Genomic DNA, 15,016 nt, shown 5'->3' with positions numbered 1-15,016 from the left:
TAATACCTTTGCCTAACAAAGCAATATTATTAAAAAATTCAGGGATTGTAAACCCTAAGTAACTTTTGTTCAAAGCAGAAAGCTTGTTTACCTAGCCATGGGCAATTAATTTTTAAAAAACTGATTACACATGCTCTTATAAGCATTAATTAATCCGTTAGTGGAACAATCGTGCGCAGTTACTTCTTCGGTACTTTGCAGTTCGGGCAATACTTTTTTGGCTAATTGTTTCCCTAACTCCACGCCCCATTGGTCGAAGCTAAAAATATTCCAGATAACGCCCTGCACGAAAATTTTATGTTCGTACATAGCAATTAAGCTTCCCAAAGTACGCGGATCTAAAATTTTAAATAAAATGGAATTGGTAGGCTTATTACCGGCAAATACTTTAACCGGGGCCAGCTCTTTTATATCGTCTTCCGAAAGTCCGTCTTTTTTTAATTCTTCGATTACTTCCTGCAGCGTTTTACCGTTCATTAAAGCTTCGGTTTGCGCGAAGAAGTTCGAGAGCAATTTTACGTGATGATCGCCGGTAGGATTATGACTAATGGCGGGTGCCAGAAAATCGCAGGGAATTAGTTGGGTACCCTGGTGAATAAGCTGATAAAAGGCGTGTTGTCCGTTAGTACCGGGTTCGCCCCAGATAACTGGCCCAGTTTGGTAAGTAACCCGATCGCCATTACGATCGACAGACTTACCGTTACTTTCCATATTACCTTGTTGAAAGTAAGCTGGGAATCGGTGCATGTACTGATCGTAAGGCAAAATAGCCTCGGTTTGAGCCCCAAAAAAATTAATGTACCATAAACTAATTAAAGCCAGAAGTACCGGAATATTTTTTTCAAAATGCGTCATCCGGAAATGTTGATCCATAGCATGAGCGCCTTCCAGCAATTGAATATAATTTTCGTAGCCTATGGCACAAGCTATCGACAAGCCAATAGAAGACCAAAGCGAATACCGGCCGCCCACCCAATCCCAGAACACAAACATATTTTCTTCGGCAATACCAAACGCTTTCACCGCTTCCAGATTAGTGGAGATAGCCACAAAATGCTTAGCTACTTCAGTTTCATTCTGGGCATGCTCTAGAAACCAAGCTTTAGCCGTTTCGGCGTTAGTCATGGTTTCCTGGGTAGTAAAAGTTTTAGAAGCTATCATAAAAAGGGTAGTCTCCGGATCTACCTTCTTAAGAGTTTCCACAATGTGCGTACCATCTACATTCGAAACAAAATGTACTTCTAAATTCGGTTTTTGGTAAGGTTTAAGCGCTTCGGTTACCATGTAAGGCCCTAAATCAGAACCACCAATGCCTATATTTACAATGTGCGCAATGGGTTTACCGGTATAACCCAGCCACTCACCCGCGCCTATTTTATTAGAAAAAGTCTCGATTTGCTCCAGCACATGATTGATTTCCGGCATTACATCCTCACCATCTTCGTAAATAGGGTCATTAGAACGATTACGCAAAGCAATGTGTAGTACGGCCCGGTTTTCGCGCAAATTTATTTTATCGCCGCTAAACATTTGCTCAATGGCATCTTTTACCTGAGCTTCTTCCGCGAGTTCCAGTAATGCTTCTAAGGTCTGATCGTTGATTATATTTTTAGAAAAATCTACCAGAATATCCTCGAAGTGCAGCGAAAACTTAGCAAAACGGCTCGGATCAACGGCAAACATGTCTACCATATGATTATCTTTCATGATAGCATAATGCTGTTCTAACTTTTTCCAGGCATTAGTGGTAACTGGGTTGATATTTTTTAACATAGCAGTAGTGGCTTGACTTGGGCGAAATTAACAACATTCCCAAAAGAAAGAACACGAAATTTTTAAAATATTATGGTTATTATGCTGAGTTAACAAAATTACAACCTGTACAAAAGGTATTACTTGCATTTTACATGGCAAAACATAACCATACCGGCCAGATTGGAGAAGAATTAGCTACTAGCTTTTTAATTGAAAAAGGCTTTGCCATTTTGGCCAAAAATTATCGTTACAAAAGAGCGGAAATAGATATTATCGCTCAGAAGCCCGGGCTATTGCTATTTGTAGAAGTAAAAACACGTACGAGTAACTACCATGGTTTCCCCGAAGAAGCAATCACACAGAAGAAAGTAGATTTATTTTTGCTGGCTGCCGAGGAGTTTATCCATCAACTTAGTTGGCAACACGATATCCGGTTTGATGTTATTGCTGTTAGCGGTGGCAACCACGTACCTTTTCAAATTCACCACATCGAAGATGCTTTTCATTAGTCCACGGTCCACAGACTATAGTCGACAGATTATCGTGCGTAGTTGATAGTCTATAGTTAACGGGCTAAGGTAAAATTAAAAATTACTTAACGAAAATGAATGCGTTAGGTATAAAGTGAAAAAACAAGTAATAAGCCTTGGGCTACTGACTGTGGTCTGTGGTCTATCGACTAATCTACATTTTTGGCCGTTTATCTATTTTACCTTTTTCGTAGATGAGATTCCCATTGCGGTCATATTCTTTCAAGAGAAAAGCTTCAAAAGGTTGATCATCGGCGGTTTCGGGATATTGGTATTCATAGTGTTTTCGGTTCCGGAAATCGTAAAACTCCGTCCAAACACCGACTCTTTTTCCTTTTTCAAACTGCCCTTCCCAAGCTAGTAAGCCATTCTGGTGAAACATCACGTAATCTCCTTCTATCCGGTTATTTACGTAAGGAATTACCTCCTTCATTTTTTTCTGGGCACCATCGTAGTAATTAATAATGGCATCGCGGGGAAAACCCTTCTCGAAGTGCGATTTACTGGTTAGAATACCCGCTTTATTATAAGACTCCCACCGCAAGTGCCGGGTGCCAATGTAAAAATAACCTTCGGCTACTACCTTACCACCAATCATTTTCTTGTAAGGGCCATGCACAATGCGCGCTCTTTTGGGATCGATAGTACGCGCTTTATATATCCGGTGCCGCTTTGTGTCGTAGAAATATTTAGCCGGGGCATACATACTGGGCTCCATATACTGCACGAGGTACGAAAACTTTTCGATAGTGGCATTTTTACCTTTGCCTGATTTTACATAACCTTTACGAATACGATAGCCCAGAAACAGTTTCTTGCTGCTTTTCCGCTTCTTGCGTTTTTTTACATCTTGCTGCGTAGTATCTACTACGGGAGTAGTGGCCAACGATGGCCGGGCCGTATCTACAGCCGCCGTAACGGGTTCAACTAACTTTTTTTTAAAAAATCCGCCTTTTGTAGATAGTATGGGGGTCGTTTCGGCATCTACGTTATAGTTGCGTTTACTACAACTGGTAATCAGCAAAACCAGCAGTAAGCAAATTACTCCTACGAATAAATTAAACCGGCTCATTTTAAAAAAAAGAGTTAAATAAAGTTTGTTCATTATAGATCTAAAAAGCACAAAACAGCTATTGTAGAGCTGCTAACATGTAGTATAAAGCGGTAGTAAATATTAAGTTATTTTCAGAACGCTGGTTGTCGCAAATTTCTTGTTTACCTCCATGTTAAAACTTTCAGGTTAACGTATACTTACTTAATAATATTTAATTTTTATAATAAAAGCCGCAAGAACTACGCTTTTATCTTGAGTTAAAAACCAATGCATCCATTTAGTAAGTCTATTAAAATAAGCTACATCGCTAACCTTTAGTTAAAAAAATTGCATTAATTTTAATTGTTTTAACTTTACACTTATAATTACCGCTATTGTGAGCCTATTCCGGAAATTTACGATTTATTTCATGCTCCTGCTTTTTTGCCGGATCATGATTCCGGACACATTAGTTCTGACTTTACACGCTCATCAACATACTGTTCATAAACCAACCGCCAAAAATGGTGCAGTAAAAATAGAGCAAAAGCACATTCACTGCCCTACCGACCATTTATTTAACACTACTTTTTATTTCACGCAAACCCCAATACGGGTACAAATAGTTTCCTTACCACTCCGTAGGTACCAGGCTACCGTTGTATCCGTCTGGAAATTTACCTTTCCTAATAAACAGCCTCATCGCGGGCCGCCCGTAGCATAATTTTACTTTCCTGCGCAATTGCTGCTTTCAGTTGCAATTTTAATTATTAAAGTAAATTATTTTAAATAAGGTTACCGGTATGCTCTTTATAAGAGTAATCGGTAGCTTTTAATAGGATGCTATTATGCCCAAATTCATTTTATATCTTTTATTAGCAACCGGAACCATACCGGTATTGGCCCAAAATACTTTAATTGGCAAAGTAGTGGATCAGGCTACCCAAGAACCTTTAATTGGTGCAACTGTTTACCTGCCCGATCTCCGGCGCGGCGCGGCCACCAACGCTGCCGGCAGTTTCCAGATCCGAAACTTACCCCGCGGACGGTTTCTGGTTCAAATCAGCTACGTGGGCTACGTGACTACAGCTCGCCCCGTCAGCATTGATGGCGAATCCAAAATAGATTTTCCGCTTTCCTCTTCCGCTACCGAAATAAATACGGTAATTATTACTGGTGTATCGGCTTCTACGGAAATGCGCCGCAACCCCGTGCCCACTTCGGTTATTAATAATAAACAATTAAACCAACGTTCGGCTAGCAACATTATCGATGCTATTGCGCACGCACCGGGTATCTCTCAAATTTCTACGGGAGCAGCTATTTCCAAACCGGTTATCCGTGGTTTAAGCGCTAACCGCGTAGTAACGCTTAACAACGGCATGCGGCAAGAAGGTCAGCAATGGGGCGATGAACACGGCATTGAGATTGACGAAGCTTCCGTAGACCGAGCCGAAATAGTGAAAGGTCCGGGGAGTATTATGTATGGCTCCGATGCTATGGCGGGTGTGATCAATTTTATTGCCGCTGACCCTGTGGAAGAAGGAAAAATAGTAGGCAGTTTAAGTACAGGTTATCAAACCAACAATCGGCTGCAAGCTTACTCCCTTTTTAACGCAGGTAATATCAATGGCTTTAACTGGCAGGCCCGCATCAGCAGCAAACAAGCCAGTAATTACCGCAATCGCTACGATGGGCCGGTTTATAATTCCGGTTTTAGCGAGCTAAACGGCAGTGGCTATATTGGCCTCAACAAAAGCTGGGGATTTTCGCATCTAAACTTTAGCACCTTTAATCAGGAAGTAGGTTTAGTAGAAGGCGAACGCGATGAGAATGGTAATTTTTTAAAAATACTGCCCGAATCCGATACCAGCACAATAGAAATGCCCGTCACACCCGCTGACCTGAAAGGCTTCGACTTAAATATTCCTAAACAAAGCATTAATCACCGGCGGATTGCTTCTCAAAACAACTTTATAATAGGAGCTTCGCGCTTAGCAGTTAATGTAGATTGGCAGCAAAATCTACGCAAAGAATACGGCAATGCCTTAAACGAAAACGAGAAATCCTTGTTCTTCGATCTACAGACCATTAGCTACGATGCTAAATACTTTTTACCGGAAGTAAACGGTTGGGAAACCACTTTTGGCCTGAATGGGATGCAACAGCAAAACAAAAATAAAGGCGTAGAGTTTCTGATTCCGGAATATCACTTACAAGACGCCGGTGTTTTTGGCTTTACTAAAAAAACTGTGGGCCATTTAAACGTAAGCGGTGGTTTACGTTTCGACCAGCGTTGGCTTACTGCCGATGCCTTGTATCTGGATGAAAATGAAACCCCAATTGCCAAGCCCAATGATGCTAGTGAGCCTAAATTTGCCGGGTTTAAAAGTAAATTCTCTAATGTATCCGGGAGTTTAGGAGGCACGTATGATTTTTCGGAAAAAGTTTCCGTGAAGGTAAACGCAGCCCGCGGATTTCGGGCTCCTAATATTTCCGAGTTAGCTGCTAACGGCATTCACGAGGGTACGATCCGGTACGAAGTTGGGAACCCAAATTTAAAACCCGAAACCAGTTTTCAGGTAGATGCCGGCGTAAATGTAAATACTGAGCACGTAACTTTTGGCGTAAGTGGTTTTCATAATGCCATACAGCAGTACATTTTTGCCGAAAAATTAGCAAGCAGGTTTGGTGGTGATTCGCTTAGCGGTGACCCGGATGATTTAGCTCCTACTTTTAAATACGGGCAAGGTAATGCCCGCTTAGTAGGCGGCGAGATCAGCTTAGATATTCACCCGCATCCACTGGATTGGTTGCATTTCGAAAATTCCTTTTCGCTGGTACGAGCTACCCAAACCCATCAACCCGACTCTACCCGGAACCTGCCTTTTATTCCAGCGCCCCGCATGCAATCCGAAATTAGAATAAATTTAAAAAAAACCGGGCAATTATTCCGGAATGTTTACGCTCGCTTGGAACTAGAACATAACTTCCGGCAAAACCGCTTTTATGGTGCTTTTGGCACCGAGACGGCAACGCCGGCTTATTCTCTGCTAAACGGAGGTTTTGGCACCGATATTATTAACAATAAACGTACTCTGGCTACGCTGTATTTTACAGCCAATAATCTGTTTGATGCAGCTTATCAAAATCATTTAAGCCGGTTAAAATATGCTGCCGTCAATGAAGCTACCGGCCGTCGGGGAGTTTTTAATATGGGCCGTAACTTTGGTGTGCGATTAATTATTCCCATAACTTTTAATTTACATCCTCAAACTTAATTTAATGTTCTTAAAGCCAGTAAATTTAAAAATACTGGCTTTATCTCTACTTTTTAAGAGTAAAATTTAAAAATGGCAGAAAATAAAAAAGCAGCCCAATGGGCTGCTCCTTTATAGTATACTTATTGGTTGTTGTTACTTTTTAATAGTTTTTAAAGATTCCGCTTTACTTTTAAATTAATCAGGATAATACAATTTACAAAATAGTAATGGCATGCTTTATAAACTGTATAATTGCATAAAGGCTAGTTAATAAGCAATTTTAAACACCACTTATTGTTTCAAATCAACTTTCTGTATTTCTGCAATTCTCGAGTAAGTCAAACGATATAGGATGTTTGTTTTAATCGATATACAAATATAAAGTAAACCAGATGTTTCTATACTTTTTTTCGATGAATACTACCTTTTACCTGTTTAACTATTCTTAAGACACGATAAATAGCAATTTATATATATTTATTTAGCTTTAAACCTTGCGAATTGGTTTACTCTTTAAGTCGGGAAAACGTTTAACTAATAAAATCGTTAATTTTGTGCATGATTCTATATAATGTTACTATTAATATTGATAACAGCGTTGCTGAAGAATGGCTAGCGTGGATGAAAGAAGTACATATACCCGAAGTAATGGCTACTACGTACTTTATTAAATACCAAATATGCAAAATGCTTACAGAGTACGAAGATAATGGCGGCACTACTTATGCCGTGCAATACTTTGCGCGCCACATGGACGATCTGGAAGAATACCAACGAGATTTTGAAGCAGATTTACAAAAAAAACATCATGCCCGGTATTATAATAAATACGTTACTTTTCACTCTATTTTGGAAGTTATGGAATAATGAATGAGCTAAAAATTTTAAAAATTGGAAGTTTGAACAGTTATGAAAAGCAATTTTACTACTTACAAATTCGAAGGCAGAACGATTAACTCATTAAGATGTCGAAATAGGGCAAGTTTGAACCTCTTATTTTTTAACCATTTACCGCTACATAAGCAGCAATTTGCTCTGCTGTCATATTGCAGTTTACCCACTCTGCGTCAAGGTTCGCGTTTAGACTGCGGTAAAATTTAATAGCGGGTTCGTTCCACTCCAGTACTTGCCATTTCAATCGTTTTACCTGTAGGTCTAGAGCACGTTTAGCAAAAGCACGAAATAGTTTTTTGCCAATACCATAACGGCGGTAAGTCTCGGTAATCACTAAATCTTCCAAGTATAACATGCGGCCTTTCCAGGTAGAATAAGCCATGTAGTATAAACAAAGCCCAACCACGGTATCATCGGCTTCGGCTACTAAAAACTCATATACCGGATTAGCGCCAAAGCCATCTTCTTGCAGCTCGGCCAGCGTGTTTGTTACCTCCTGAGGTGCTTTTTCAAAAACTGCTAATTCTTGAATTAAAGCATAAACCTGCGGCAGGTCTGCCAGGGTACCCGGGCGGATAGAAATGTTCATGAGAGAGCAAATTTGTTTAAAGAGCAAGTTAAACGATTAACCGCAATAACAAAAACGCCCTTTAGTGACAATGGTAAACCTAATAAGATCTAGTGATGGCCAGAAACAGTACCGATGACCTTTAGTTAAATTACTATTGGTGCAGATTACGACGGTAAACGCGTGGCTGTTCTGGAGCAGCTAGTACGTAGAAAAGTATTCCAAACAAAGATATCACTAAGCTGATTTGCTTATCGGGTAAAACAAATACCCACATTAAAATACCGCCTACTACAAGTAAGCTGGCAAATACATTTATTAGCGTAGTGGTGAGTTTCATAAGCGCAGAATTATTACTGATTAAATATAGTGTAAATTTAATTAATAATAAATATTACGCAAAAAAATATTAGAATTTTTACACTTTTTTACCAGTGTACGGATTAATGCCCATGTTATAGTAAATAAATGACCACGTATCAGTTGCTTCGTTGATGAGCAAAGATGTGGCTTTGCCAGCGCCATGTCCCGCATTTACATCAACCCGAATTAAATAGGGATTTGGCCCGGCGCCCTTCTCTTGTAAGGTAGCAATATACTTAAAAGAGTGCGCGGGTACCACACGGTCGTCGTGGTCGGCGGTGGTAACCAAGGTAGCGGGGTAACTAACGCCTTCTTTCAGGTTGTGCAACGGCGAGATAGCCAACAAATTTTTAAATTGCTCCGGATTGTCGCTAGATCCGTATTCTTCTACCCAGGCCCAACCAATGGTAAATTTATGAAACCGCAGCATATCCATTACGCCCACAGCCGGTATGGCAACTTTAAACAATTCTGGCCGCTGATTACTAACGGCCCCTACGAGTAAGCCGCCATTAGAGCCACCCGCAATGGCTAAACGATTCGGGCTGGTATATTTTTCGTTAATCAGGTATTCGGCAGCGGCAATAAAATCATCGAATACATTTTGTTTGTTGGGTGTCATACCGGCTTTGTGCCAATCTTCGCCAAACTCGCCGCCACCCCGGATATTCGGGATAGCTAAAACGCCGTTATTTTCGAGCCACAACATGCGTGATATGCTGAAGCTGGGCAAAATTGAAACGTTAAATCCACCGTACCCATATAAATAAGTAGGGTTTTTACCATCGAGGGTTAAGCCTTTTTTATGCACAATAAACATGGGTATTTTGGTACCATCTTTACTGGTATAAAATATTTGCTTAGTTTCGTAACCTTCCATCTGCACCGCTACTTGGGGTTTGCGGTATAATTCTGATTTATTGGTGGCTACGGTGTACCGATAAATAGTGCTGGGATAAGTAAAAGAGTTGAAGGTATAAAAAATTTCTTTGTCGGTTTTTTTGCCTCTAAACCCGGTTACAGTACCTAATGTGGGTAATTTTACCTGACTCAGCAATTTGCCTTTTATATCGTGTACCAGCAAATGGCTGGATGCATTACGCATGTAAGTAACCAATAATTTATTATTTACCAGCGATACTTCGTCCATTACATCTTCCGACTCCGGAATAATAACTTTCCAATTATCGGGTTGCGGTTTTTCCGGGTTAATAAGTACCAGTTGGTAATGCGGTGCATTTTTGTTCGTCCGTAATAATAGTTTATCTCCCTGGTTTTCGACCAACACGTATTCTGCTTCGAAATTATCTACTAAAGGCTTAATGGCCGATTTTTCGTCCGTCAGGTCTTTGTAAAACAAAGCGTTGATCGAACTGGCCCCTTCGGTAGCGCTAATAATTAAAAAACGTTCGTCTTCGGTAGTTTGCGCAAAAAACAACCGGTTCGGGTGGTTCTTATCTTCGTAAATTAATTGGTCTTCGGCTTGGGCAGTACCTACTTTATGGTAAAATACTTTATGGTTTTCGTTTTTGTTGGCCATTTTGGAGCCGGTTTTAGGCTCATCGTAGCGACTGTAAAAGAAGCCATCTTTAAACCAGGCGGCATCCGAAAACTTAATCCACTGCAAAGAGTCAGCGAGCTTTTTCTTGCTGGCGGTTTCCATAACGTAAAACTCGTTCCAGTCGGAGCCACCACCCGAAGTACCGTAGGCCATGTACTCCCCGTTTGCCGAAAAGCTTACCGTACTAATGGCGGTAGTGCCATCGCTGGAGAGTTTGTTTGGGTCCAGGAAAACTGCCGGTGCGCCCTTTAAACCATCTTGTACGTACAGCACTTTTTGGTTCTGCAAGCCGTTATTTTTAAAATAATAATACCGGTTACCTTCTTTAAACGGCGCTTCAAATTTCGGGTAATTCCAGATTTTGGTGAGCCGCTGCTTAATCTTCTGCCGAAACGGTATTTTATCTAAATAGCCAAAAGTTAGTTCATTCTGCCCCGCTACCCATTCTTTTACTACTTGGGCGGTGTCGTTTTCGAGCCACCGGTACGGATCGGCTACGGAGGTACCGTGGTAATTATCGACCTGGTTAATTTTAGATGTAACAGAGTGCGGAAAGCTCAGCTTACGCATCGGCTCGCCTACTTCTTGCACGGGAGTTTCGGTAACCATTTCGGTTTTTGTATTTGGAGTATTGTTTTCAGAAGATTTACAAGCAGTTAGCAGGCAAATACTACCGACCAACATCACTAAAGCTTTTTTATTCATAACACGATAATCATAGTACCACGGCTACTTGTAAGTAACGAAAATTATAGCAAGTTAGTGAAGTTATCAGCTAATTTACTAACCAAAAAATACCAATTGTTAGTGCCTTTTTACTTGCATTTACGTACGCAAATGCCGTAGTAACTAGTTTCTTTTGCGGCTGATTTTAAGGAGTGGTACTGCCCGCAGGGCGTTCAATCTTGCCAATTTTAGGAATTACCTGAATTAAAAACCGCTTGTTATCGTACTCCCGGGCATTTTTGTACCGGCCGGTACCATAAAAACCGCTTCCCGCAATTATGACTTCAAAACGTTTTTCATCGAAGGTAATATTGCGGCTTTGCCATAAGTTCAGGAGAGCCAAGGCCCGGTTATAACTCAACTGGTAGCCATAATCGCGTTGCCGGATATGAAAAGCCGGATCGTAGGGGTCACGGGCGGCCATACCTTCAATAATTACCAAGTATTTTACCCCTTGGTCTTGCTTAATGTCGTCAATTATTTTTTTTAGAGTCAGGCCGGCGGCGTACAAGTCTTTTTTATCCGATTCTTTAATCACCCAGCTGTTCGGGTCGAACTTAGTTTGTACTTTTAATTCGTGCCGTTTGTTAACCGGATCAAACCGAAAATATTTGCCTTCAAGGCCTTTTAAGGCCGCTTCAATTTCGCGGATTTTATTTAATTGCTCTACTTGTACCAGCAGTTCGCTTTCTTTATCGCGGAATAATTTATAACTCAGCACAAACAATACGAGCATGACCACGAACAAGCTCGTCATTAAATCTACATAACTCGGCCAGAAAAAATCTTCTTTGTTGTTGTTCAAAAAAGTTAGAAGGTTTAAAGGTTGGAAGGTTGAAAAGTGTTTCTCTTCATCCGAGATGCGCTGGTTGTAATTACTTTAAACTCAGATAAAATTTAAAAAAGATGAGAGAAAAGAATAAAGATATACTTGATGCAGCCATTTCTCTGGTTATTTTTTAAATATTTATTGGAATCAATTCTTATAACTAATGTCTTGCTACTTGTTTCTCTTTATTTACTTAAACATTCGATCCATCAGTTTTTTGAGCATACCGGGTTGGGTTACTTTATCCAGGTTTAGGTTCAGGTGTTCGAGTTGTTGCAGCAAACGGGTTTGCGTATCGGCATCGCGGTCCATTTTCTGGAGCAGCGCCCTTTGTGTTTGGTTTATTTCCCGGTTTAGTTCGTCTTGTTGGGTGTTCAATCGTTTAAATGGTTCCAGGTATTGCACTACGCGTTCGTAAACATTATCGCGATTTAAGGCTTCAAAATGACTCGCCCAACGTTCGTAGGCATTTTGCGCATCTTTTTCTAAATATTGCAGGCGCGCATCCATCAACTCGGTTAAACGTCCGGCCGCCTGGTCAAAGTACTGTTCTATTTTGGCCGATATGTCAGTCATTTCTTTTTCGTGGGTGCCAAAAAAATCAAGCTGCTTTTGAATTAAGTTATCGTGCTGGCCAATGTATTGCCCTACGCTATTAATGCCGCGCTCGAAACCAGTTAACCGGTCCAGAATACTTTGTACGGCCGCCGCCGAGCCGGCCCCGGCTTCCAGGGAGCGATTTAATGCTTGCTGGTAACCCAGAAACTTCTGAAACTCTTCGGTGCTTTGCGTTACTTTATCAAAAACCTGCAAGCTGGCTTTAGCCATTTGGTCGTAGCCTATTTCCTCGAGCTTTTGCAAAAAGTTCTTCTGCACTTCGATGTTGGCCGTGATGCCCGCAATAATAGGCTTAAAATCAGCCACTTTATCTAAAAATTCGCGGTTAAAGGCATCCAGAACAGCTTTTAAACTGCTTAAACTACCGGCCATATCGGAGTGTAAACGGGGCAGCAACTGGGCCTGCAAGAAAGTATAGTAATCGTTTTGGTGCCGGTCGCGCTGGAGGCGAGCGTTTTTAAATAAAGTATTGCCCCACAACGTGAGTAACAAACCCACAAACGAACCCACCATGGCAATAACTACGCCCGTAATAAAAGTTTGAATAGCCTCGTTGGTAACCCCACCCCCCAGAATAATACCGGATAAGCCAAAAATTACGCCCAGAAAAGTACCTAATAAACCTACGTACAGCGGCGTGGCTACGGTAGCATTAATTTCATTTTCCAAGACCTCCGATTGCCGCTCGCTAATGTCTTTTAAAATATTAAAATCGGCGGCGGCACCTTTGTTGTTGCGTAAATAATTGTTGGTATCATCCAAAATTTCGGCAAATCCCGGAGCAGGGTTATCCGCATATATTAGATCTAATTCCACTTCGGGCGTTATGGTAATCTCCGGAGCCGGCGCAGAAGTTACGGATGGTTCCGAAGGTGTTTTCAAGCCAACAAACGCGATATCGTGGCTGGAAGCTAAGTTTACTAATCGGATATACGGAATATAATAAGTTTCAGAATTGGAGGAAAACCCATCGTAAACGGTTCGGCGAATTTCAACTTGTTCGCCGCGGTTATTCAGGTCCGTTACCCGATGAATTTCGGATGGCTTCTGCAGGTACAGGAATTTTTTTCCTTGTTCCAGTAACTCCAGCTTTTCGGCTTGGGCAGCCGATAAATTATTTTTAACATCCTGCGCATTTTTACCGGAAGCACTTAAAAATTCTTTAACCATTTTTAATTGCTGTTTAGCCGGATAAAGCACTGCCAGCCGAGTAATTTTCTGTTGGTTTTGCCAGAAAACGTACCCTTGCAAACACACAATCCCGATAATTATAAGGACTTCTAAAAATACTTCGAACATGATGGTGTATTCGTCTATAAAGCAATTAACCGACACTATGGTCGGTTAATTTGAGATAGTTATACTTTTCAATATTTTCCGGATAAAATTTTTAAATTTTTGGTCCGAAAATCCATTTAAAACGATCCAAAGTTTACTTCAAGCAGATTTTGCCTGATCTATTACTCACACGAAGTTAACTACTCAAAATGAATGTGCGCTTTGCGGTCTATTTTCCAGAAACCATTTACATGATTTAAAACACCTGGCTCGTCGTTCACAATACGGGTGGCGTTGGTATTATTCATCTGGTACGTGCAGGCATCTTTTAAAGATAAATAGGCACTTTCGATGGCGCTACGGTGCACACTGGAGTTGGTTACAATCCGGAACATGGCCCGGTTCGGGTCCTTGCGGCTAATCCGGATTTCGTAAATGCTGTCGTGTTGCGGCGCTTCGTACAAATCCTGCTCATGAAAGCCGCCATTTACCGGAATGCGGGCGTATTTGCTTTGGGGCTTGTCGGAAGGCGGAGCTACCGGAGGTGGCGTTGCACTGACCGGGGTAACCAGTTCTTCCAGACTCGGCGAGTCATCTACAATGAGTGGTTTGGCACTTACCGGGGCAGTTGCTGGTGCCACGGGTACTGCTACCGGAGCCGGATTGCCCGCTGCCATTTTAATAGGGCGTTGTGGAACAGAGGCTCCGCCCCCAGCAGTAGCTTGTCCGCTTTCCCGCTCTTTAGCAATAGCCCGGCTAATTAAATTTTCTACGGCCGCCAGGGTAATTTTACCACCACCTTCGGTTGTCCGGCCGGGCAAATTCACCATCTGGGCCAAGTTATCAATATCCACGCGCCGCTGATCAATGCGTTTACTTTGTTTTTTAATTTCTTTGTTGAGCAGGAAAATCAAAACTAAATTGATTAAACCTAAAGCAAGGGCAAGTATGGTCATAGAGTTATTTTCGGTTGAGATAGTAGATTCTTCACGTTTGGCAAGAGAGGATAATTTTTCTTCGGCGGTAGCATCGGTGTCGGTGCCGTCGGGATCGGTAAAGGTTTCGTTTTCCTGGGCGCTATCCGGGCTTTGCAAGTCCACGTCTTGTACAATGGGGGCACCGGTAGCCGCCGGAACGCCATAGTCCGCCGCAATTTGCTGCAATTGTTTGTTCAGGTCGTCTAATTTACGCCGACGGTTAATGTCGTTCATGCGTTGGTCGTTGGTGCGCAAACGGGCATAAATACTTTTTACCAAGGTATTTAACTGCGCTTTGGCCGCTTTGGGCTGCTTATAAAAACCACCGTCTTCAATGGGCTTGTACAGTTTAGAGTAAATGGCCGAATTAGCGTCTTCTTTTTTAATTAATGCTACAAACTCCGTCATACTGGTAACATTGTTAAACTGACCGGCATTGGGCAGATTCGCGTCGCGGTAAACGAAATCGGCCGTCTCCGTCCAGATATCCAACTTGGCCTGCTCCATATCAGCCTGCGCAAAACTGGCCGGAGTTATACCTAAATAAACCCATAAAAATAAAACAGCAAGCTTATTCTTCATTGTACTCTATTTAAATCTACGGCAAAGATAGCGCATAAA

At 41.6% G+C, this 15,016-nt stretch carries 12 protein-coding genes; 4 read left to right on the top strand and 8 right to left on the bottom strand.

What is annotated here, in order from left to right:
* Positions 1-105: 105 nt before the first annotated feature.
* Positions 106-1,773, bottom strand: a complete 1,668-nt coding sequence (gene pgi, locus AHMF7616_RS22435; RefSeq protein ID WP_115374917.1) for a glucose-6-phosphate isomerase — start codon at positions 1,771-1,773, stop codon at positions 106-108.
* 134 nt (positions 1,774-1,907) lie between these two features.
* On the opposite strand from pgi, the gene AHMF7616_RS22430 reads away from it, so the two are divergent.
* Entirely contained in the window at positions 1,908-2,264 is a 357-nt protein-coding gene (locus tag AHMF7616_RS22430) for a YraN family protein (protein WP_115375737.1), read from the top strand.
* Between the two features lie 175 nt (positions 2,265-2,439).
* Here AHMF7616_RS22430 and AHMF7616_RS22425 read toward each other — a convergent pair whose 3' ends face one another.
* Positions 2,440-3,390, bottom strand: coding sequence for a toxin-antitoxin system YwqK family antitoxin (locus AHMF7616_RS22425; protein WP_115374916.1), 951 nt, complete (start codon positions 3,388-3,390; stop codon positions 2,440-2,442).
* Positions 3,391-3,748: 358 nt separating this feature from the next.
* On the opposite strand from AHMF7616_RS22425, the gene AHMF7616_RS22420 reads away from it, so the two are divergent.
* From AHMF7616_RS22420 to AHMF7616_RS22410, 3 genes are all read left to right on the top strand, one after another.
* Complete coding sequence (locus tag AHMF7616_RS22420; RefSeq protein WP_147275760.1) at positions 3,749-4,042, top strand: hypothetical protein; 294 nt, start codon at positions 3,749-3,751, stop codon at positions 4,040-4,042.
* A 124-nt stretch (positions 4,043-4,166) separates the two neighbouring features.
* Complete coding sequence (locus AHMF7616_RS22415; protein WP_115374914.1) at positions 4,167-6,599, top strand: TonB-dependent receptor; 2,433 nt, start codon at positions 4,167-4,169, stop codon at positions 6,597-6,599.
* Positions 6,600-7,139: 540 nt separating this feature from the next.
* Positions 7,140-7,448 carry a DUF4286 family protein gene (locus AHMF7616_RS22410; RefSeq protein ID WP_115374913.1) on the top strand — a complete coding sequence of 103 codons (309 nt, stop codon included), beginning with the start codon at positions 7,140-7,142 and terminating at the stop codon, positions 7,446-7,448.
* A 133-nt stretch (positions 7,449-7,581) separates the two neighbouring features.
* Here AHMF7616_RS22410 and AHMF7616_RS22405 read toward each other — a convergent pair whose 3' ends face one another.
* The 6 genes from AHMF7616_RS22405 to AHMF7616_RS22380 all read right to left on the bottom strand — a co-directional run bounded on the left by AHMF7616_RS22405 (position 7,582) and on the right by AHMF7616_RS22380 (position 14,977).
* Entirely contained in the window at positions 7,582-8,064 is a 483-nt protein-coding gene (locus AHMF7616_RS22405; protein ID WP_115374912.1) for a GNAT family N-acetyltransferase, read from the bottom strand.
* A 133-nt stretch (positions 8,065-8,197) separates the two neighbouring features.
* Positions 8,198-8,383, bottom strand: a complete 186-nt coding sequence (locus AHMF7616_RS22400) for a hypothetical protein (protein WP_115374911.1) — start codon at positions 8,381-8,383, stop codon at positions 8,198-8,200.
* A gap of 78 nt (positions 8,384-8,461) precedes the next feature.
* On the bottom strand, positions 8,462-10,672 hold the full coding sequence (locus AHMF7616_RS22395; RefSeq protein ID WP_233507706.1) for a prolyl oligopeptidase family serine peptidase: 2,211 nt from the start codon (positions 10,670-10,672) through the stop codon (positions 8,462-8,464).
* Positions 10,673-10,838: 166 nt separating this feature from the next.
* Positions 10,839-11,498, bottom strand: a complete 660-nt coding sequence (locus tag AHMF7616_RS22390; protein WP_115374910.1) for an OmpA family protein — start codon at positions 11,496-11,498, stop codon at positions 10,839-10,841.
* A gap of 213 nt (positions 11,499-11,711) precedes the next feature.
* The gene (locus AHMF7616_RS22385; protein ID WP_147275759.1) at positions 11,712-13,475 is read right to left on the bottom strand and encodes a hypothetical protein; all 1,764 of its coding nucleotides are present in this window, start codon (positions 13,473-13,475) and stop codon (positions 11,712-11,714) included.
* A gap of 143 nt (positions 13,476-13,618) precedes the next feature.
* On the bottom strand, positions 13,619-14,977 hold the full coding sequence (locus AHMF7616_RS22380) for a hypothetical protein (protein WP_115374908.1): 1,359 nt from the start codon (positions 14,975-14,977) through the stop codon (positions 13,619-13,621).
* Between the last annotated feature and the right edge of the window lie 39 nt (positions 14,978-15,016).

This window comes from Adhaeribacter pallidiroseus (genome assembly GCF_003340495.1).
Taxonomy (GTDB): domain Bacteria; phylum Bacteroidota; class Bacteroidia; order Cytophagales; family Hymenobacteraceae; genus Adhaeribacter; species Adhaeribacter pallidiroseus.
This window is presented reverse-complemented; position numbering and strand designations above follow the sequence as displayed.